Here is a 20,526-nt window from a genome sequence, read left to right as displayed (position 1 = left end):
AAGTATACACTGCACGAATTAACTTTCTGTGACGTATGGTTTTAGGATTTCACAAGTTTATAGTAAACGCTATAGGTGTTATCAGTAGTCCATACCCCGCTATCCGACTTGGATAAAATGAAGATAGTGCCTTGCTCAAAAGTTTCCTCTTCACTGGCATCTTTCTCTTTGTTTTCCACATAAATAGCTGCTTCTTTGGCGCTAAAATAGTAGATATTTGAAACGCTTGGAGTATAAGTGACGTCGTATGAAGTAAAGAAATCTTCCAGATCTTCCTTAAGGGAGGTATCATATTCTTCTCCGTATGAAGTCATGGTGGAAAGAACAGCCGCCGGATTTTGTTCATTCATAGCTTGATAATATTTGGTGATATTACCTTTGATGGCATCCGCATCATTTTGAGGAATGTTAGCTGCTGTTTTTAGAGCTTGTTCACGAGTCAGCAGTATCACGGAGCTTTGGGATTCCACAGATGATATTTTCCAGCTTCCATTCTTGCGGACAAGTGTATACATGTATTCGTCCTCTGTATCTGGCGTATAGGCCCCACCTGTCCGGCGAGAGCTTTCCAGTGTATACACAGTAGCGTCATTGCCTGAAATATCAATGATTTCCAAACTCTCAATAGTATTTTTTATATCAAAAATCTCAAAGGATGCATTGAGATCCGCCACTGACTCCGCATTAGAGGATTCTGAATCCATAAGGGAATAGAAGCTAATTGCTTTTTCTTCATTAAAATACTTATTAGACAAACGGATTAATGCTGTAATCGCTGCTTCGTCCTTATCTTTGGATACTGGGGTGGTAATTTGCACGCTTCTGCTGGTTGAATTCCAGACGGCTGTGCCTCCGGTTGCCTCTGCGATAAAACGTAAAGGAATGTATGTAGTGCCAGCTGAGGAGACTGGTGCGGTGGTCAGTTTTTTCACGGTTCCGTTAACGGTTGCACGGTTGCTGCCAATTTTCAGGCTGATCGCCAGATTTGAACTTTTACCTGTTACTGTTCCAGTCTTGGCATCCCAAAGCACCTGCAGTCCAGGCTTTTCGAAGATGACCCGGAAAGGGACAAGTACAGAATTGTTCGCTAAGTAAGGGGTTCCTGCGGTAAAGGAAACCTTACTGCCGTTGATATAAACATCAATCGGTTTTGAAGCAGCAAAAGCCGGGACCGCCAGTATCAGGGCCAGAAGACTTATGCTCAAGAGGGATAATAATTTTTTCAACAGTACTCTCTCCTTTTATGTAACTCTTTGTAAAATAGCCTCATTATACCATTTGATTTCTCTCTATGTCTATCAATTGGTGTTAGTTTTGTCACACCAAAAAGAGCCGGAGATATTGAAATCTCCAGCTTTTTGATCCCCTGATCTCAGACTAAGAAAGCTTCACGGACACGGTTCCAGAACGGAAACGGACGATATCTTGCGAAGCTGACTTTTTTGTCTGAAACTTGACAGCGTACTGAAATCAGGTCATCAACAGGAATGTTGTTATGATCTACGGTGAGCAGCAAACGCTGGTCTTTACATGAAAAAATGTCACAATGATGATGCTTTGGCAGTAGTAGCGGCGAGCCCATTGTCCGGAATACACGGTTGTTAATAGACGCGATTTCGGCAATCTGCAGCGCTTCTATTGAAGGGTGAACCATAGCGCCCCCTAGGCTTTTGTTATAAGCTGTACTGCCAGAGGGAGTTGAAATACAAAGTCCATCGCCCCGGAACATTTCGAAGGTGACATCGTTGATGTCGATTTGGATCATTATAGTTCCATCCACCCCTTTAAGGGTAAATTCGTTGAGGGCAATGTGAGACGAAGATCCCGATTTTTTGTGAATCTCCAGCTCTATTAATGGATATTTCACAATACGCGGTTTCTGCGGCTCAGATTCACCGGTTCCGCACATATAATCGATTAAGGTGGGCAGCTCTTCTGCTTGCCAGTCCGCATAGAAGCCGAGGTGTCCTGTGTGCACACCTACAAAGGCTAAGTTGGGAATCTGGTCGATAAAGGTATGAAAAGCGTGCAGCATTGTGCCGTCTCCACCTATCGAGATGACGATTTCCGGAGACTCGGCATCCAGTTGCAAATCCCGCTCCGCCGCCAGCTTGTGAAATTGCTCGGCAAGTTTGATTGACAGCTCATCACCGCGGTCCAGAACATAATATCTCAAGATGTACAAGCTCCTTTATATAATTCCGTCATACACCGATCATAATCAATCTTGCCCCGGAACACAATATGTAATCAACTTCGGCGCATCAATCGGAGCATTGCCATAAAGGCAGGGATAAGCAGTGACACTAGAAGAGCAGCGGCTAGTATAAGACTCAGTAGAGCTAGACTGGCAGTGACACCTGAGGCTGAAGGTGTAAAGGCAGTGGAGGCAGGCAGAGAGACCCAGGCAGAAGACAATCCTGATCCCATCACAGGCTTCCATAGCAGCACCACGAGACCTGCTGCGAGTATGGCATGTATTAGTCGTGCAGTTAAGAACGGCAGATAACGCAGCCCGGTACCGTTCAAAATACTGGCGACTTGGGCATGTACAGATAATCCGCCCCAAGAGAGAATAAAGGCAGCTGCTGCGACCTTGAATTGAAGCGGGATGGAAGAAGCGGCTTCACCAGCAGAACGAGCACCTATGGTGACCTCGAACAATCCGCTGATCAAGGCCTGAGCTAATTCGGGAGGCCCTCCAACAAGGGAGACGAGAGATCCGGCCAGGCTAAATAGTGAGGGCAGGATTCCGGCACGGGCAAGCAGCTCCATTAGCACGTTGAAGAATACAACCAGACCCCCTACGACAATAATAAGCTGTAGCGAGGATTGGATCGCTCCTTTTAACAGTTCCCCGAAGCTCCGTCCATCCTTGCGCCGGGCTTCGGACATCGCAAGGAGTGCGGCATGTATTCTGCCGAATCCTTGTTTTGCTGGAGCAGAGGGGGCGTCAGAACTACTTTTTGTTGGGTCTTGGGTGGGAGTCTTTTGTTCCTTACGTCCATGAAATGACATTAGGAGACCAACCATTAAGCCACTTCCGTAGTGGGCTAGTGCCAATATTAGCCCCAAAGAAGCATCGCGAAAGAACCCAACGGATACCGCCCCTAGTAGAAAAATAGGATCGGAGGAGGTTGTAAATGCTACAAGGCGTTCACCTTGGATTCTGCTGATCAGCTTCTGCTCCCGCAGCTTAGCGGTTAATTTGGCTCCAACGGGATATCCTGATACATATCCCATGGCCGCGACAAAACCACCGCTGCCAGGTATACCGAAGAGGGGGCGCATCAGTGGATCAAGTAAAGCGCCGAAGAGATGGACAATGCCTAAGCCTAGCATGATTTCAGAAATGACGAAGAAGGGAAACAGTGAAGGGAAGAGCACGTCCCACCAGATGGCCAGGCCACGTAAGGCTGCGGCAAGAGATGCTTCAGGATGAAGTAACATCAGCAGCATACAACCAGCCAATATGAATCCCAGCAGCGGGCCGCCAATCTTTTTAAAAGTCATAATTAACGCCTCCTGGTCTATGGTTAGATGTATGCAAAAAGAGGGACAAAAAGCACAAAAAAATGGAGAAAGCGGTTACAATTATCTGTGCTTTTTCGCAGGAATTATGATATTATGTAATAAATAAATGCACCCTCTGTTACACGATTAAATGGGATGGAGTGATGGCGATGAGCGTTATAGCCGGAGTTCTCGTTTGTGCTTTTGTATATGTAATCCGGGTCTCTCTCGTCCCTCCTGGTGATGAGGAATTTAGGACCTACTAACCTTACTCTTCAGGCGCTGAACTATAGTTTAGCGCCTTTTTTCTGTAGTTTAGAGAGCACTTTCGACGGATATCCGTGTTATGCTTATCTTTGGTATAATAAAATAAGTAACGTTTCATTAATATGGAAGAAGGCTGGTAACCTCAATGAATCCAAATGAGAGTATATATGACAATCTAGGGGGGGCTGAAGCACTACATCGGTTGGTGGAAGTGTTCTATGCCAAGGTACAGCTTCATCCGCAGCTGGGACCCTTGTTCCCTGAAGATATTACTCCAGTTCTGGAGAAGCAATATCAATTCCTGACACAGTTTTTTGGCGGGGGTCCGCTTTATTCGGAATTACATGGACATCCCATGATGAGAGCAAGGCATATGCATATTCCTATTACACCAGAACGTGCTGATGAGTGGCTACAATGTATGAAAGAGGCACTGGTGGAGACTGGAGTCGAAGAACCACTGCGTTCATTCGTGCTTAGCCGCCTTGCAGGTCCTGCACATCATTTTGTTAACATGCCCCAGGAATAACAAGGGACAGGTTGATCCTGAAAGGAATGAGAGTACTTGACAGAGTTAATACCCCTATATTCTATTAAGGTCAAGTGTTGCAACTGTGAAAATGAATTTTCAACCTCGCGGGTACGTCCTAGTCTAAAAAAGGCTATTCGGCGTGATGCTGATTTCTGCGCGTATTATAAAAATGAGAATCCGGATTATTATGTTGTACGGGTCTGCCCCAATTGCGGGTTTGCCTCCACAGAAAATTCGGCTGACAAGCTGACGGAACGTCAGCGTAAGGCATTTAATGAGCAGGTAGGGAAACGCTGGAAGAGCCGTGACTTTGGGGAGAAAAGAGACTGGGAAACTGCGCTCGAGACCTATAAGCTGGCGCTTTTATGTGCTCAGAGTATTAACGATAAAGATCGGATTATTGCAAGTCTGCTGCATCACATTGCTTGGCTCTATCGCTACCAAGGGGAGACTGAGCAGGAGAAGCGTTTTTTACGTTATTCTTTGGACGAGTATGTTAAGGTCTATGAAAAAGATGGCATTGCCGGCAATGATGCCCGGCTCATGTACCTGATCGGCGAACTTAATCGGCGCATCGGAGAATACTCAGTGGCTGTGATGTGGTTCTCCCGTCTGATTAATGATCAGAAGATTATGGATGCGGCGATGATTCGAGCGGCACGTGAGCAGTGGGTTATTTTACGGGAGCAAATGCGTGCTGAGGCTGTAGAGGTTGAGGTTGATGTCGAAGGCTTGTCTTCAAGTTCATAACGATTTGCGAACAACAAAAAGCGCAGAAGAGAATTTAATTCTCCTCTGCGCTTTGTAGAAAGAAAATGTTAGGATTTGCTTATCTGACAGCTCGATCGAACAAAAGGTAATCGCCGTCATTATCTATAACTGTAGGACTGGCGCTGCAGCAGGGGAAGACAAGCAGTTTTTTCTTGCCGTCACGAACGATTTGTAATTCTTTTGGCTTCATAGGCAGAAGCACATTCTCTGAGTTGCAGAATGGACAGTATTGCACATACATATCGCCTAGAATGATGTCATAAGGCCAGGTATGACTAAAAGGAATCATTGTGAGTCCTTCCCAGAAGGAGTCTGTTCATTTTCGCCCTCAGTTTGTGGGGGATTTTGTTTTTTGGATAGCTCCGCTATTTTTTGTAGTAAAATATGTTGGGGCATATGCATCAAGTGTTCCAAAGGAACGCCTAGTTGCTTGGATAACGTAATGGCTGTTTCCGGTGAAATTTGTAGTGGCTTCATATGAATGCCCTCCTAAAGTTTATCGGCTATAAATGTTCAGATATCGTTATTCACTTTACCATGGTGTTAAGACAATTACAAAGAAAGTCAAATGAAAGCAAAGGAATGGTGAGTACAAATGAAACAACCGTTATCACTGACTTGGGAACTGGATACTATTTTTCCGGGGGGGTCTTCGTCTGCAGAACTAGAAGGTTTCTTGAGCAAGCTTGAAAAAGATATTTTATCCTTACAGGGCTTTGTGAAGGATGCTGTGGCACCAACGGATGTTGCGTCTACAAAAGCATTGGATGAGGTTATAGCATTGCTTCAGAGCTGTTCAGGAAGACTTGTGGAGGTCACTTCCTTCGCAGACTGTCTAGGCGCTCAGAATCAGATGGACAAGGGTGCGGTAAGACTGGCAGCCAAAGTGACAAGCATGCGCGCCGGATTCGAAGGGATCAGCTCGCAATTTAGCAATGTACTGCGTCAGACTACGGACAAGGTATGGGCTGAGTGGATGGCTCGTCCAGAGATTGCTCCTTTAACGTTCGTACTGAGCGAGAGCCGTGATTTGGCCCGTGAGAAGATGAGCCCTGAGCTGGAAAGCTTAGCGTTGGAATTAGCTGTTGACGGATATCATGGATGGAGCGGACACTATGATACGATTGTAAGCTCAATCAAGATCCCATTTGAGGATGAAGAAGGAACAAAGCTGCTTTCTGCAGGTCAAGCTTTTAATAAGCTGGATGATCCAGATCCAAAAGTGCGTCAAGCGATGTTCCATAAATGGGAAGAGGCTTGGACTGAAGCGGCAGATAATTGCGCAGATACTTTAAATCACTTAGCAGGCTTCCGCCTGAAGCTCTATAAGGGCAGAGGCTGGGACGATGTTCTAAAAGATCCGCTCAGCATCAATCGTATGACACAGGACACCTTAAATACGATGTGGGACGTAATTACGAAGAGCAAACCTGTACTCGTGTCCTACCTTCAGCGCAAAGCCAAGCTGCTGGGGTTGGATTCCCTCTCATGGGTCGATGTCGAAGCTCCTGTAGGCAAATCCTCCGGCAAAATCCCTTATGATCAAGCTGCGAAGGATATCGTCACACAGTTCCGTAAATTTAGTCCTAAGATGGCTGAGTTTGCAGAGCGTGCCTTTGATAATAACTGGATCGAGGTTGAGGATCGTAATGGCAAACGTCCTGGTGGATTCTGTACTTCCTTCCCTGAGAGCAAAGAATCACGGATATTCATGACTTACAGCGGCACACCTTCCAATGTTTCAACATTGGCCCATGAGCTGGGACATGCCTATCATTCCTACTTGCTTGATGATCAACCTGTATTTAATCAGAATTATGCAATGAACGTTGCAGAGACCGCTTCAACCTTTGCAGAAGTGATTGTATCTGATGCTCAGGTTAAAGCTGCGGGCAATGCAGAGGAGAAGCTGGCACTGCTTGAAACGAAGATACAGAACAGTGTGGCATTCTTTATGAACATTCACGCTCGATTCTTGTTCGAGACTCGCTTTTATGAAAAACGTAAGGAAGGCCTTGTAAATGCTGAGGAACTGTCTGCTCTGATGGTGGAAGCACAGAAAGAAGCTTTCTGTGGTGTGCTTTCTGAATACCATCCTCACTTCTGGGCGTCGAAGCTGCATTTCTATATCACAGATGTACCTTTCTATAATTTCCCGTACACTGTTGGTTATATGTTCAGTACAGGCTTATATCGTCTGGCATTACAAGAGGGAGCTTCCTTTGCAGACAAATATGATAGCTTGTTGCAGGATACCGGCGTGATGACATTGGAGGATTTGGTGCTCAAACATTTGGGTGTGGATCTGACTAAGCCAGATTTCTGGCAAGGGGCTACAGATTTGATCGTGGCTGATATCAACGAGTTCTTGGAGATGACTGAGCATTTAGCATGAAATGTCTAAAATAAGACAAATTTCAGTGCGCTAAAAATAACGGAATTTCAGTGTGAACACGCAAAGACCCCGGTTAAGGGGTCTTTTTTTAATGGTTAAATGTCGAAAACTCCCGTTTTATAAAAATTAATATACGAATGATCTATGAATTTTGCGCATTACTAGGGATAATAACCCAATTTTGTAGAATAATGTTGTTTGGCGTATTTAAGGGGTCTATAATGAGCCTTGAGCCTTATATAAGGCTTGCAAGGAAGACTAATGAGCTTAGCTCAAAAAGCTTAAGTAAGCGCATACTAAGCCGATTTGTACGAAGTAAACTCGAAGTAGCTAAGCTCACAAACAATATAAATCGAACCAGAAACTTGGGAAAAGGGGAAGGAGTGGCGGAGGGGAATTTTGGAACTGTAAGAGCGGGAGCGACCGCCTTTGTCTCCGAATTTCACCCGCTGTACGCGTAAGAATTCAAGAAATTTGGAGACAACAGCGGCTGGAAGTCCAAACATTCCCCGCAGTAGCGACGGATCCTTAGCCTAAATATTTAGGGTTCGATTTATAAAAGACGAAGTGAACTCGAAGAAGCTAAGCTCACAAAACTTTTAGGAGGAAAGATATGCTTAAGACAGAACAGCTATCCTTAGCAAGACAGATGGATTTGGTGTTTAGGGAACTGCAAGAGGAATTATCGGGACTATCTTCCGGTACGGTATTTGTGCAAATACGAAATAATACCATTGGCAAATTCGGCATACGTCATCACCCTCTAGCCGGTCGGGGTGGTGGATTCACAGAAGTAAAGGAAGGAATAACGGAGAGTCAGCAGTCTTCTTTTCGTCTAATGGCACTGGAGAGTCTGAAATACAAACGGCGCTGGACTCATGGTGAGATCAGCTATGAATTCGCTATAAGACAGGGGAAGCTAATCGTAGATGCTACGCTGGAGTCCAATTATAATATGGCAAATCTGATGATTCGATCTCCCCGTAATGCTTACGCCGAGAGTGCTGATCAATTTTTAAGTTAAACGTTTTACATAAAGATTGCATGCAGCTCGGATTATAGGGTATAAATTAGAAAAACCTCCCACAGCTTCTGGAAGAAGTGTGAGAGGTTTGAAAGCTAGTCGGCAATGGGCTTTTTAAGACCTCAGCCGGATAAAACACTTAAGATAACGATGTTACTGACGACCGGACAGTTGTTGTTCTGCCAGTTGTACTAGACGTTTAGTGATGTAACCTCCCAAAGAACCAGTTTCGCGGGAAGTGTAGTTCCCGTAATAACCGTCAGCTGGGATCGTTACTCCAAGCTCTTGTGCTGCTTCATATTTCAATTGTTGCAACGCTGCATTTGCTTGAGGAACTACAAGGTTATTGGAACGGCTGCTACGACCTTGACCTGCTTGACCCATGTGTGTCACCTCCTTCGCCCGTTGTGAAGATAGTATGAGCGCTAAGAGGCTAATTCATGCATGCTATCGAAAGGTTTTAAGGATGGTAATTATTAGTCGATTAAAAGTAAGGGTAGGAAAGCCTAAATAACTAAGCTCGCACAAAAAATCGGCCTTCTCTTACGTAAACGCAAGGGAAGACCGATATAATGTATATCTGCTTTAATTCTCGGGATAGATCATTTCCAGCATAGTGGACAGCTCAAGGCTTTGACCTGGTTCTACCTTCAGCAAGCCAGTGAAGGAAGGATCGTCGGAAACGTTAGGAGCATCCGGGAGCCAGGTATAAGGTTCGATGCACAGAAATTGATCGGCTGGTCCTTTGGTATACAGGACCCAGTGGCGAAAAAGATTCTCGTCGGCCGTATAACGAAGACCATAACCATCATCGCGTAATAACAATGCTTCTACGGGCTGCTTGTCACCAATACGCAGAGCGGTATCAAAATTAGTTCCCTGTAGGTTAATTCCAGAATTTAGAGAATCTAGATCACCGAGTGGAATTAGATTGCCGCTAGGGAGCAATTCATCGTTTAGTTCATAAATGCTGTTTACGGGCAATTTGAGATTCCAGCGTTCAGGTTCTCCATCGATCATAAACCAGGTGTGATAACCGATCCCAAAGGGAATACGATGATCGCCGAGATTTGTAACCTTTAAAGTCTGGCTGAGCCGGGCATCCTGAAGCCTGAATGTCATTTCGAATTTGAGTGGAATGGGAAATTGCTCCATCCAGTGTGGATCATCTTCAGTAAGGAATTCAGTAGTGACTGCACAACCGTCCTCGTCTTCTTCAATATCGCTGACACACCAGGATTGAGTCCGGTGTAGACCATGGATATGATTGTCACCAGCGGTATTCTGGTCAAATTGATAACTTGTACCCTCGAATTGAAATTTTCCTTTACGAATTCTTCCGGGTGGAATTAAGAGCGGGATGCCAAAATGGTAAGGTTTTTGCATAAAGAAAGCTTGATCGCTTTCATCAGGCCGCCGCAGAATTTCCCGTTGTTCCTTTACATCAAACAATGAAATCACGTTGTTTCCTAGTCGCGGCAAAAGCGTGACTTCCAGTTCGCGGCTGTGCAAAATATAAGTATCATAACCGCCCCACTGCCCTTTGGTCACCTGTTTCATGAGATATGCTCCTTTATCGTAACTGTAATCGAATAGAACATGGATAACCTTATCATAACAGATTTATACGGAAGTGGTTAAGTGATTTGACAACTTCTCTTTATGGTTCTATGATGAAGGCATTAAATTATGATGAGAATGTGATGACGGGGACAAGTAGGCAGGAAATGTACCTTCAGAAAGCCGGTGGTTGATGCGAACCGGTAGGACACTCTTGATGAATGGACCCCTGAGCGCCGCGCTTGAACGGGAGCAAGATACCCTAGTAGACCGGCCGGATCTTCCCCGTTAACGGAAGACTAAGGCTGTTTCCTTTTGACTATACAAAGGTTTAGCAGCGAATAAGGGTGGCACCACGGTCTCACGTCCCTTGCGGATGAGGCTTTTTTTGCGTTCTCGGAAATTGGAAATCACATCTAACGGAGGTCTATATTATGTTGAAAAAAGTAATGTCAGGCATACAACCGAGCGGTTCTCTAACTTTGGGTAACTATATCGGAGCGCTGAAAAATTTTGTGAAGCTGCAAGACGATCATCAATGTTTCTTTATGGTTGTCGATATGCATGCGATCACCGTTGCTCAAGATCCTGCGGCACTGCGTGAGCAGTCTGAAGCTGTAGCTGCACTCTTTATCGCGGCAGGAATTGATCCTGTGCGTTCGAATGTATATATGCAGTCCCATGTGCCTCAGCATGCGGAATTGGGTTGGATCATGACTACGCTAACGGCAATGGGCGAGCTTGAGCGTATGACACAGTTCAAAGATAAATCATCAGGTAAGGATTCGGTTGGCGCGGGCCTATTCGTATATCCTTCTTTAATGGCAGCAGATATTCTTGTTTATAATGCGGATCTTGTGCCAGTAGGTGAAGATCAGAAGCAGCACTTGGAGTTGACCCGTGATTTAGCTGGCCGATTCAATAACCGTTTTGGCGAATTCTTTACGATTCCTGAACCGTATATCCCTGAAGTGGGCGCACGCATTATGTCTCTGGATGATGGCACTAAAAAAATGAGCAAGAGCAGCCCAAATGCAGGCAGCTATATTGCCCTGTTGGATTCGCCGGATGTGATCCGTAAAAAAATCAGCCGCGCAACGACTGATTCTGGACGTGAAGTTATCTTTGATCCGGCTAATAAGCCAGAGATTAGTAACTTGATGAGTATTTACTCGGAATGTTCTGGAATGTCCCTCCAGCAAATTGCCGATCGTTATGAGGGACAAATGTATGGTGGCTTTAAGAAGGATCTTGGGGAAGTGGTTGTGTCCACACTTGAGCCTTTGCAACAAAGATATCATGAAATTCGCAGTTCAGGTGCGATCACTGATATTCTTGCCGAAGGTGCTGAACGCGCACGTATTGTTGCAGCTGAGACATTGAATGGCGTAAAAGAGCGGATGGGCTTTCTGCCAGCTCGTTAATCTAATCAGAGCTTAAACTTTCCTGTTTGCGTCTAATTCTGGCTTTGAGGATAAATCCCCAGCCAATATTCAATACGCAGAGAAAACCAAGCAGAAGTGCTAGCCAGAAGCTATAGCTGATCGCGATTGAAGCGGCAGTGAGAATAAGAATAGAAGAACAAGCGAACCAAAGTGAGAGTCCTTTACCCATTAAGAGCCTTCCTTTCCGTGTCTGCTAAAATGAATCCCGGAGTATTATAAATACTCCGGGATTTTTTGTGATTATAGAATAGTTCTCTCAGTAAGTCTACAGTTTCATCGTAAAGAACCAGGGTCGATGGAAAATCGTTTGTCGAGCTTATCGCTGCTAAGCCAGCCTACATAAGTATTTAAAGGTTTATATTGGTTATCCATAACTAATACAGCCACAAAAGGGTATTGTTTGCGGTGTAAATAACGAACGTCTCCCCAGCGCACCATATATCCTGAAGGAAGCTCCTCCACTTCGGCCACCGCATAAGAGGTGAAATATAAAAAGGACTGAATATCTGGATGCGACTTGGATATTTCCACAGCGGGATGATTCGAGCAGACCGCATGTTTGAACCATTCCAGACGGTTGTTCAGTAGCTGCCCAACGTCATAGCTGCCGTCTTTTTTCACTTTAACTACGTTCCAGCGTTTAAGTGAAATTGTAGGGATTACAATATAACGTTCGCCAGCAGTATGGTGTATATCTTTAAGCTTGATGTTTCGTGTAAGGCGGGCATGAACAATCGTTCTCCAAATATAATAAAGAATGGTACAGGCATAAAGCGTAATAAATAAAGGTTTAGGCGGAACAATCCCAGTGATCCAGAGCAGAATAGCTGCGATATGGCTGCCAAAAATAAATGGATCGAAAATGTGGATGATATTCCAGGCGATCCATTTCTCAGTGAATGGACGGGCCGCCTGAGTTCCATAGGTGTTAAACAGATCAGAGAAGACGTGCACGCCTACACCTATGAAACCCCAGAGTGCAACATGGCTTAAAGCTGCCAAATCAGTAAACCCAAACAGAGGCCCTAAGACTAGGGCAATCAGAGCGGGCCACAAAATTAGAAAAGGCAAGGAGTGTGTGATTCCACGGTGATTACGAATATATATTGCATTGTCCTTTAGTCGTAATGCGGTATCGGCATCAGGAGCCTGTGAGCCTAAAATCGTTGCCAGCATAACGGCCCCGGCCAGTTTAGGGTCAGAAGCAACGACGGGATCGACGAAAGAAAGTCCGGCTAACCCTATGCCCATAACTAAATGTGTAGCGGTGTCCATTGGTCAGTTCTCCTTTGTTGTTCGGAAGTACATTATTAATAATTACCCAAATACGGCTTAGGTTATTAAGGGGCTGAAAATAAATATTGTCACGTAATTGTCAAATTCATGAACATACTGTGCCATGACTGTCAAAGTCTCCTCGGGTTTGATATGATAAAGTTAACAGCGAAGTCTATTTAGTGCTTCGGCTAGAACGTTAGAAGTTTGTTTAGAAGGAGGATCATTTGGTGTGGATAATCATATAACATTTCAAGCTTCTTCCGATTCTGCAGCTATGTCTGCAAAATCTCCACCGGAAGGTGCAAGTTGGCGTGATTTCATTACCGTAACAAAACCCGGTATTATCCGATCTAACCTCATCGCTGCCTTTGCAGGATATTGGCTGGCTTCAGGTTGGGATGTTCAATACGGCAGATTAGTTCTGACTCTGCTCGGTACAATGCTGGTTATGGCTTCGGCCTGTGTTTTTAATAACTATTTCGACCGTGATCTGGATATGAAGATGGAAAGAACGCGCGATCGTGGGCTTCCTACAGGACGATTGAAACCCAAAACCGTATTGCTGTATGCTATTGGGCTTGGGATTGCGGGTTTGATTGTGCTGTTTGCTTTTTCCGGAGTTTTAGCCGGTCTGTTCGGGATTGTAGGGATGTTCGTTTACGTTGTAGTATACACCCTTTGGTTGAAACGGACATCAACATGGAGCACTTCAGTAGGTGCGATCTCTGGAGCTATGCCACCGGTAATTGGCTACGTTGCAGTTACGGGAACAGTTGATCTAGGGGCTTGGCTGATGTTTGCGATGTTGTTTCTGTGGCAACCTCCCCATTTCTGGGCGCTCGGGATTAGACGTAAAGAAGAATATAGAGCCGCAGGTTTCCCACTGCTGCCTGTAGTCAAAGGAACACGTCGTACGAAGTTTCAAATGATTCCTTATGTAGCACTGTTACTGCCTATTCCAGTGTTAATGTACGCCTACGATTATGCAGGCATTTTTTATCTGGTGATTTCAACAGCGCTGTCCCTGGCTTGGTTAATCATAACCTTGATGGGCTTTGCAGCAAAAGATGACGAAGTCTGGGCGAAGAAGAACTTCCTCTTCTCCATTAACTACCTAACGGTAAGTTTGATCGTACTTGTATTAAATACGATTCACGGTTAAGAAGAGGGAGGGTATTATTGTCCGTGCAGACCTTTAAGCGTTATAAATGGACCTGGATTCTACTATTGCTTGCTTTGGTAATGGCTGGTTATCTGGCAGTTAATTCTTTGAATTTAGGAAAAGAAAAACTGCCGGTAATCGGAGAAGTGCAGGACTTTTCACTTGAAAATGTGGATGGAGACCAGATTACTCTGGCTGATACACAAGGTAAGGCACGGCTGGTATACTTTTTTTTCACGCAATGTCCGGATGTATGTCCTATAACTACGTTCCTGTTATCCCAGACACAGAAGATTCTGGTCGACGAGGGCAGCTTTGGAAAAGATACGGCGTTCGTCTCCATTTCTTTTGATCCAGAGAATGATACACGTGAAGCCATTAAGACCTTTGCGGACCGTTTCCAGGCAGATTATAAGGGTTGGTACTTCTTACGGGGGGATCAGGAAGTGATTCGTAAGCTGGCAACTGATTCTTTTAAAGTACTAATTGCAGGGAATAGTAAAGAAAATTTCGTACATGCCAATCGCATAGCATTGGTTGATCGGGACAATCGTCTCCGTGCATTGTATGACGCAGGAGATACGGATAACGTAACGCCTGAATTTCTTGCCGATAGGCTGAATGAATTGGCTCGTGAATAGAACATAACCGCATAACAGAAACGCCTTTTTCGAATCCCGTTTATTGAAGGGATAACGAAAAAGGCGTTTTTAATTTCTTAGGCAATATATCGCGAATCAAAAAGGAATGGGTTCAGGGTAAATGATGAACTCTTCCAGACCCGCTTTTTCAAGCTGATTAATATTGTATTCATCTGGAGTGCCCTCCACTCCGGCATAACCCCGGCGCGTATAGATGTGACCAGCATCGGGAAAGGCATCGCGGAGAATCCCGCGTATTTTTTTGCCTGAACTGTCGTTATCCATATAAAGATATACTTCTCCATCTCCTACTTTTTGTCGCAGGGACTCGAGTTTGAGCGTATTTAATGTACCAAAGGTACAGAGGATTTCGACTTCCGGTACCAGCACGCGTCGTAATCTGCTGTGATCGTTTTTGCCTTCGACAATAATCGTAATGGACATTTGCTGACAATCACCTCCGGAAATGAAGCCTGAACTTTCAGACTCATTATAGTTTACCGAAGGAGGAGCAGTTTTAACAACTGTTTCTACAGGAAAATCTTCATTCCCCGGGAAATGTCGTAAAAACAATAAATCATGCGGCCCGCCCATTCCATTTGGAAGAGTAGGTGGACAGCTTGGCTGAATTTTTTGGCGGAAGCAGTAATAGTGCAACCATCAGCAATAGAAAGGCAATGAAATAAGGCGAAACAACGTCTCTTAGTTGTCCTGCGGCCACAGGCCCTGCGAATGCACCTAGTGACATGGCTATCGACTGCATGGAGAAGGTGCGTCCCATACGTCCTGGTCCACCTAGACTAATAAAGAGCGAAGCCATTGCAGGAAATAATATTCCTTTGGCTGCACCCAGCATAAAGAGAATAACGGAAGCGGGAATGCTGTGAAGTGAGGCGAGCGCAAAAAAACAAAGGGCCATTCCTAGCAAGGCCACGGCTATTCTTCCTCCTGGGGAAAAGCGGTTCAGGAAGAACAAACTGAGTGTTACCAAAGCCCCTAAGCTAAGGAGCGATAAAAGAATACCTGTGGAAACAATGCTATTACTTCCGGTCTGAGATAGAGGAAGCTCAAAGAACAGAACCCCTTGTGAACAAGAAACGAAAAAAGGCAGCAGATAATAACGTTTGGAAACTGGATTGGGATCGGATATAGGGACCGAAGGAAGATCCTGATTTTTTAAAGGAGGTGCTGCTGAGTTTACAGGGCGTACTAAACGCCGGGCAGGCGCCGGTACACTGAAAAAAGCCATGATTCCTGTAGCGATAAGCAGCCATCCCAATGTGGTGAAGGTGCCGGAATAGCCAGCTTTAGCTACGATAAAGGCACCCGCTGCTGGGGATACCACTGAAGCTAAGGTATGAACGATACCATGTCCGGACATATATTTCCCCTGCTCAGTGGCATCAGATGATAATGAAGCCAGCAAGGTCATGCACGCCGGAGAGAGGAAGGCGAGCGCGAACCCGCTTGCTGCTCGTAGCATCAGCAAATGCCACGGAAGCTGAGCGTGAGCCTGCAGCAATAGAATGGCTCCCGCAGTAACAAGGCTAAAGACGATGTAGCGGCGGCTGCCATTACGATCGACGAGTACGCCTGCGAGCAAATTGCCAGGAAGATGGGTCAACGAATACATGCCCATCATCCAGCCAATAAAGGCGGGTCCCGCACCAAGAGAGATGGCAAAGGGCGTTAGAATAGGATACTGTGCATGTAAATCAAAAAACGCCAGAAAAAGAAACAGGTACAGCCATAGCGCAGTTTTCACAGGGAAACACCTCCGAGAGCCATCTACAATAAAGGTTAATGCAGGAAGGCGTATTTTAAGAAGATCAAATTTAAGCAACTACTTGTACTTTACGTGGGACAGAGAGGGCTTATACCGCTTTTTTAATTCCTGTAAGCAGGTATACCTTTCTCTGACTGTGGAACCATGAATTATGATGGGCATTCATGTATAATAATTAATATTGGCGTCATGTCTATGGAGGAGATAATCCTTAGGACGAAACTAGGCGATAGGGGTGTTGTGAGGTTGATGGATCCAGAGGTGTGGTCACAGTTTATTAGAGAGAATTGGTTAGTTATTGTTATTGCGCTTGTTCTGTTGTTCGCGGTTGTTAATTTGGTCAAAACGATGTTGAAATGGGCGATTGTCATTATTATCGTTGTAGGTCTATTCATCTATAGTGGTGTGACAATGGACCAAATTGGTAACGCTGTGAATAAGGTGGCAGATGGAACGGTAAGCACGCTGAAGAAGGAAGCACAAGAGGTCATGCTTAAAGAGGCGCAGGATGCGAAGTACACTTCAAATGGTGACGGAACATTTACGATCACAACTCCGAATATTGAAGTGAAAGGTACTACTGGTGAAGATAAGGTAGAGGTTACTTTCCGCGGAGTTAGTCTTGGGAAGTGGAGTATTACAGATACCACACAAACATTTATCGAGGAAGCTCGGAAACATCAATAAACGGCCTCAGTTTAAATGATTATCAAAAACAAGCAAGCGGGCGGCTGAAAGGGGAGATTGGATATGATAAACGGTTGGTTGACTAGTCTGAGTGATGCAAATATCATCTCCATCGCCCTCCTGCTGGTAGTAGTCTTTTCACTATTGCAAGGCTGGAGCAGAGGGTTCTCAAGTGCTACCGGAAGATTATTCGGTCTGCTGGGAACAGGACTGTTTACAATAGCTTCTTTGGTGCTGGCCATTCCTGCTGCGGCGTATCTCAATCCTCATGTTCAGACTTGGGCAGCAGGAATAAGTCTGCCTGATAAACAGCTGACCCAGTGGCAGCAAATTTATTATACGGCTGTGTCTGTGCTGGCGGAATCGCCGCTGGTGCGGTTTCTATTGTTGTTATTGCTCTCTTATATCTTAATTCGCATGCTTCTGGGATTGTTGTCTATGCTGCTTCCATTCCACCAGCTACGGCGCACCAAGACATTTAAGGACAGAAAGATTACGCAAGTAAGCCGTATGGGTGGAGCTATCATAGGATTAATTATAGGCTTGACTCGTGGTTTAATTATTGTGCTCGCTCTCTTCATTTGTGTTGGCCTAAATCCAGAAAGTCAATTTAGCCGATATGTGGAATCTTCTCCGATCTACAGTCAAAGCGCTGCCGCTGTATTTGAACCCTTTGTTGGGGAGACAGTGCAGAAAAAGCTGCCTATTCTGACGAAGACCGTTGCAGCTGAGATGAATGATATTCTGCGCAGAAAATATGAAGTTATCGATCATGACATTCCACAAGATATTGTGGGAGCTGCTGAAGATATTATTGGACAAGCGCAAGGAGACGAGAAGAAAGCCAGACTACTGTATGATTGGGTAGGAACACGAGTAACTTATGATTACGCCAAAGCGGAAAATTATGAAAAAAATAGAATTTGGCATGAACAGACCCCGCAGGATACCTTCGACACACGCATAGGGGTATGTATTGATTATGCCCGTCTTTACGCTGTTATGGCCCGCTCTCAAGGGTTACAGGTGCGCGTTGTAACGGGGCAAGGCTATGATGGTCGAGGCGGGTATGGCGCACATGCCTGGAATGAAGTTTATATAAGTGACCGGCAAGCTTGGATTCCATTGGATCCCACTTGGGCGAGCAGCGGAGATTGGTTTAATCCGAAGGATTTTGACGATACGCATATTAGGGAGAACGCACTCTGAGTGAGGGCGCTGCACTCCTTCCGTGTGGTACAATAAACTCATACCAACTGCTCTAACATAAATGCGAGTGCAATGCTCACAATCAGCTTCTTAGAAATCACCTTCATTATAAGAGCAATGTCGCTGGCTAAGGCAATTCAGACATTATTTTTATATAGAAGGGAAGAAAGCTGGTGAGCTTTGGGAAGCAGCTCCCGCCTACGGACGGGAAATCTTCGAAACATTCTGTAGGTCTGAGATTGAATCTGTTTTTCTTTGGCACCTTTTTTATTTTTTGTATCATTATTGTGCGTCTTGCAGGTTTGCAGTTTACTGAGGGAGCTTTGCTGACAGAAGAAGAGATTAAACGGGATACGAAGTTTGTTCCGCTGGCAGCCATGCGAGGGATTATTTTTGCTGCCGGGGGTGAGCAGATAGCCTATTCTACACCTGTTGAGTCGCTCTATCTTACCCTAAATAAGGAATATACAGCTAAAACTACCGATAAAGTAACGGGTGAAACCTCACTAACGGAAAAAGCGAAAAATAAGTCTAATGACCTTGCAGCAAGATTAGTAGCGGAGTTTGAGAAATATGGAAGTGCAGATGCCCCCAAGTTAACGCAGCAGGACGTGCTGGATTTACTTGATCTGGACTTTAAAAAGTATCTGGGTTATGTACCGCGTCGTATAAAAGCAGGGCTAACTTCAGAAGAAATAGCTTATTTCATGGAACATAAGGATGAATATCCAGGTATTACCATTGTGGAAGAAAGTATACGCCACTACGATAAAGATACGGTAGCTGTGCAGACGGTGGGTTTTGGCAAACCTTTTAAATCAACCGAAGACATAGCGATGTACAAAAATATTCGTAGTGCAATGAAAGACAATTCTTCACCGGGACTTATGTATAAAACGGAAGAATATGTGGGGTTTGATGGTCTGGAAATGCAGTATCAACGCGAACTGCGCGGAGAAAATGGTTATCAGGTCATTTCGGTCACTCCTCAAAATATGGCGGAGAAGGTAGAACAGACCGTTCCCCCTGTAAAAGGCAATAACATTTGGATGACTATTAATAAGAATGTTCAGATGAAGACTGAACAGGCCATATTAGATCAGATTAAATGGCTGCACACCAATGCTGTGCAAGGCGAAACTCATCCAGATGCTTTAACAGGTTATGCAGTAGCAATGGAAGTAGAGACTGGTAATATTGTCGCTATGGCGAGTATGCCGGATTACGATTCGAATGTATGGACAAAGGACTCGTTGCCTACATCCGTCTGGAATAAAATTATGAACAATCATCTGAATGGTACAATTACCTCGAATTCTTCCGGGAGATCGGGTCATGATTTTAGCTCTCTTGTATTCATGGGATCGACCATCAAACCGTTAAGTGTATTAATTGGTCTAAATGAAGGTTTTTTTAGCACCTCGAGCACCTATCCAGATGTGGGGATTACCTATTTCGGTAAGGATGATAAATCATCGGTTAGAAATTCATCAGGTCACGTCTATGGAAAACTGTATCCGGCTGATGCTATCAAGCAATCCTCTAACGTATTTATGGTGGATATGGTCGGAAAGCAACTTTATAAGAAATACCTGGGGGATAAAGGCGTAGAGGTCTGGGACCAATATATGAAAAAGTTCGGACTGGGTGTGTCAACACAAAGTGGTCTTCCCGGTGAATCACCAGGTCAGATTAACTATACAGATTTCAAGGCTGCAGGGAGCTCGCAGGCCGCGCTCGTCTACGCATCTTTTGGCCAGCAAGGCAGTTATACTACGTTACAGCTTGCCCAGTATGCTACTACACTTGCAAATGAAGGTGTGCGAATTAAACCACAGCTTATAAGTAAGATTACGGATGCGCAAGGTAAGGTGGTTAAGGAATTTAAAAAAGAAGTGCTTAATAAAGTAACCTTTGATAAATCGTTCTGGAGAGAAATCAAACAGGGAATGAGCAGTAAAGTTAGTGCTTTTGACGATTTTCCTTATGATTTTGCCCGTAAGACAGGAACCTCTGAAAAAACGGACAGAAAAAATATAAACCGTGATAACGGGGTTTTTATTGCCTTTGCTCCACGTGAGAATCCGAAGCTGGCTGTAGCGGTTGTGATTCCGGAGGGCGGCTTTGGCTCAAATAGTGCAGCTCCGGTTGCCCGTAAGATTTTTGATGCTTATGATTGGGAATATGGGCTGGATGGGGTTCCAAAGAAGAATATTCCTCCTGTGGCAGATCCCGTTCAAGAACAATAAGCTTAAA

General features: G+C 44.8%; 21 protein-coding genes and 1 other annotated feature. Of the genes, 10 read left to right on the top strand and 11 right to left on the bottom strand.

Annotation, left to right across the window (positions count from 1 at the left end; translation table 11 throughout):
- Window positions 1-41: 41 nt before the first annotated feature.
- The 3 genes from NSQ50_RS26155 to ylbJ form a co-directional block, all read right to left on the bottom strand.
- On the bottom strand, window positions 42-1,226 hold the full coding sequence (locus tag NSQ50_RS26155; protein WP_076224542.1) for a copper amine oxidase N-terminal domain-containing protein: 1,185 nt from the start codon (window positions 1,224-1,226) through the stop codon (window positions 42-44).
- A gap of 146 nt (window positions 1,227-1,372) precedes the next feature.
- Window positions 1,373-2,176: an NAD kinase gene (locus NSQ50_RS26150; RefSeq protein ID WP_076105311.1), complete on the bottom strand. Its 804-nt coding sequence runs from the start codon at window positions 2,174-2,176 to the stop codon at window positions 1,373-1,375.
- A 74-nt stretch (window positions 2,177-2,250) separates the two neighbouring features.
- Window positions 2,251-3,513, bottom strand: a complete 1,263-nt coding sequence (ylbJ, locus tag NSQ50_RS26145; protein ID WP_076224540.1) for a sporulation integral membrane protein YlbJ — start codon at window positions 3,511-3,513, stop codon at window positions 2,251-2,253.
- Between the two features lie 412 nt (window positions 3,514-3,925).
- Here ylbJ and NSQ50_RS26140 point away from each other — a divergent pair, with 412 nt between their 5' ends.
- The gene (locus NSQ50_RS26140) at window positions 3,926-4,309 is read left to right on the top strand and encodes a globin domain-containing protein (protein WP_038573207.1); all 384 of its coding nucleotides are present in this window, start codon (window positions 3,926-3,928) and stop codon (window positions 4,307-4,309) included.
- Window positions 4,310-4,345: 36 nt separating this feature from the next.
- Window positions 4,346-5,062 (top strand): DUF2225 domain-containing protein, encoded by a 717-nt coding sequence (locus NSQ50_RS26135; protein ID WP_038573205.1) that lies wholly within the window; start codon window positions 4,346-4,348, stop codon window positions 5,060-5,062.
- Window positions 5,063-5,141: 79 nt separating this feature from the next.
- Here NSQ50_RS26135 and NSQ50_RS26130 read toward each other — a convergent pair whose 3' ends face one another.
- Both NSQ50_RS26130 and NSQ50_RS26125 read right to left on the bottom strand, forming a co-directional pair.
- Window positions 5,142-5,372, bottom strand: a complete 231-nt coding sequence (locus NSQ50_RS26130) for a hypothetical protein (RefSeq protein ID WP_036685307.1) — start codon at window positions 5,370-5,372, stop codon at window positions 5,142-5,144.
- A complete protein-coding gene (locus NSQ50_RS26125) occupies window positions 5,369-5,560 on the bottom strand; it encodes a YycC family protein (protein WP_038573204.1) in 192 nt (63 codons plus the stop codon). Before NSQ50_RS26125 ends, NSQ50_RS26130 begins: the two co-directional genes overlap by 4 nt.
- A 118-nt stretch (window positions 5,561-5,678) precedes the next feature.
- Between NSQ50_RS26125 and NSQ50_RS26120 the strand changes: the two genes are divergently transcribed.
- Both NSQ50_RS26120 and NSQ50_RS26115 read left to right on the top strand, forming a co-directional pair.
- Window positions 5,679-7,478 carry a M3 family oligoendopeptidase gene (locus tag NSQ50_RS26120; protein ID WP_038573202.1) on the top strand — a complete coding sequence of 600 codons (1,800 nt, stop codon included), beginning with the start codon at window positions 5,679-5,681 and terminating at the stop codon, window positions 7,476-7,478.
- A 613-nt stretch (window positions 7,479-8,091) separates the two neighbouring features.
- Entirely contained in the window at window positions 8,092-8,502 is a 411-nt protein-coding gene (locus NSQ50_RS26115) for a hypothetical protein (RefSeq protein WP_036685297.1), read from the top strand.
- Between the two features lie 153 nt (window positions 8,503-8,655).
- Here NSQ50_RS26115 and NSQ50_RS26110 read toward each other — a convergent pair whose 3' ends face one another.
- Entirely contained in the window at window positions 8,656-8,886 is a 231-nt protein-coding gene (locus NSQ50_RS26110; RefSeq protein WP_036685295.1) for an alpha/beta-type small acid-soluble spore protein, read from the bottom strand.
- Window positions 8,887-9,087: 201 nt separating this feature from the next.
- Entirely contained in the window at window positions 9,088-10,062 is a 975-nt protein-coding gene (locus NSQ50_RS26105) for an aldose 1-epimerase (protein ID WP_038573199.1), read from the bottom strand.
- Window positions 10,063-10,196: 134 nt separating this feature from the next.
- Window positions 10,197-10,436, top strand: a binding site (T-box leader).
- A 63-nt stretch (window positions 10,437-10,499) separates the two neighbouring features.
- Between NSQ50_RS26105 and trpS the strand changes: the two genes are divergently transcribed.
- Window positions 10,500-11,486 carry a tryptophan--tRNA ligase gene (trpS, locus tag NSQ50_RS26100; RefSeq protein ID WP_036685592.1) on the top strand — a complete coding sequence of 329 codons (987 nt, stop codon included), beginning with the start codon at window positions 10,500-10,502 and terminating at the stop codon, window positions 11,484-11,486.
- Window position 11,487: 1 nt separating this feature from the next.
- On the opposite strand, the gene NSQ50_RS26095 is transcribed toward trpS, so the two are convergent.
- A complete protein-coding gene (locus NSQ50_RS26095; RefSeq protein WP_038573198.1) occupies window positions 11,488-11,676 on the bottom strand; it encodes a hypothetical protein in 189 nt (62 codons plus the stop codon).
- Window positions 11,677-11,780: 104 nt separating this feature from the next.
- A complete protein-coding gene (locus tag NSQ50_RS26090; protein WP_076105306.1) occupies window positions 11,781-12,782 on the bottom strand; it encodes a metal-dependent hydrolase in 1,002 nt (333 codons plus the stop codon).
- Between the two features lie 232 nt (window positions 12,783-13,014).
- Here NSQ50_RS26090 and cyoE point away from each other — a divergent pair, with 232 nt between their 5' ends.
- Together cyoE and NSQ50_RS26080 are read left to right on the top strand one after the other, a co-directional pair.
- The gene (cyoE, locus tag NSQ50_RS26085; protein ID WP_036685285.1) at window positions 13,015-13,947 is read left to right on the top strand and encodes a heme o synthase; all 933 of its coding nucleotides are present in this window, start codon (window positions 13,015-13,017) and stop codon (window positions 13,945-13,947) included.
- A gap of 23 nt (window positions 13,948-13,970) precedes the next feature.
- A complete protein-coding gene (locus tag NSQ50_RS26080) occupies window positions 13,971-14,588 on the top strand; it encodes an SCO family protein (protein ID WP_094902247.1) in 618 nt (205 codons plus the stop codon).
- Between the two features lie 96 nt (window positions 14,589-14,684).
- Here NSQ50_RS26080 and NSQ50_RS26075 read toward each other — a convergent pair whose 3' ends face one another.
- Together NSQ50_RS26075 and NSQ50_RS26070 are read right to left on the bottom strand one after the other, a co-directional pair.
- Window positions 14,685-15,032: a DNA primase gene (locus NSQ50_RS26075; protein ID WP_076224560.1), complete on the bottom strand. Its 348-nt coding sequence runs from the start codon at window positions 15,030-15,032 to the stop codon at window positions 14,685-14,687.
- A 133-nt stretch (window positions 15,033-15,165) separates the two neighbouring features.
- Window positions 15,166-16,353 (bottom strand): MFS transporter, encoded by a 1,188-nt coding sequence (locus NSQ50_RS26070; RefSeq protein WP_038573195.1) that lies wholly within the window; start codon window positions 16,351-16,353, stop codon window positions 15,166-15,168.
- A gap of 270 nt (window positions 16,354-16,623) precedes the next feature.
- On the opposite strand from NSQ50_RS26070, the gene NSQ50_RS26065 reads away from it, so the two are divergent.
- The 3 genes from NSQ50_RS26065 to NSQ50_RS26055 all read left to right on the top strand — a co-directional run bounded on the left by NSQ50_RS26065 (window position 16,624) and on the right by NSQ50_RS26055 (window position 20,519).
- A complete protein-coding gene (locus NSQ50_RS26065; protein ID WP_036685280.1) occupies window positions 16,624-17,061 on the top strand; it encodes a hypothetical protein in 438 nt (145 codons plus the stop codon).
- Window positions 17,062-17,124: 63 nt separating this feature from the next.
- Complete coding sequence (locus tag NSQ50_RS26060) at window positions 17,125-18,270, top strand: transglutaminase domain-containing protein (RefSeq protein WP_036685274.1); 1,146 nt, start codon at window positions 17,125-17,127, stop codon at window positions 18,268-18,270.
- Between the two features lie 173 nt (window positions 18,271-18,443).
- Window positions 18,444-20,519: a peptidoglycan D,D-transpeptidase FtsI family protein gene (locus NSQ50_RS26055; RefSeq protein WP_256717076.1), complete on the top strand. Its 2,076-nt coding sequence runs from the start codon at window positions 18,444-18,446 to the stop codon at window positions 20,517-20,519.
- The last annotated feature ends 7 nt before the right edge of the window (window positions 20,520-20,526 follow it).

Source organism: Paenibacillus sp. FSL R10-2788 (assembly GCF_038003885.1).
Taxonomy (GTDB): domain Bacteria; phylum Bacillota; class Bacilli; order Paenibacillales; family Paenibacillaceae; genus Paenibacillus_AQ; species Paenibacillus_AQ odorifer.
Note: the sequence above shows the minus strand (reverse complement) of the source record. Positions and strands in the feature narration are given on the sequence as shown.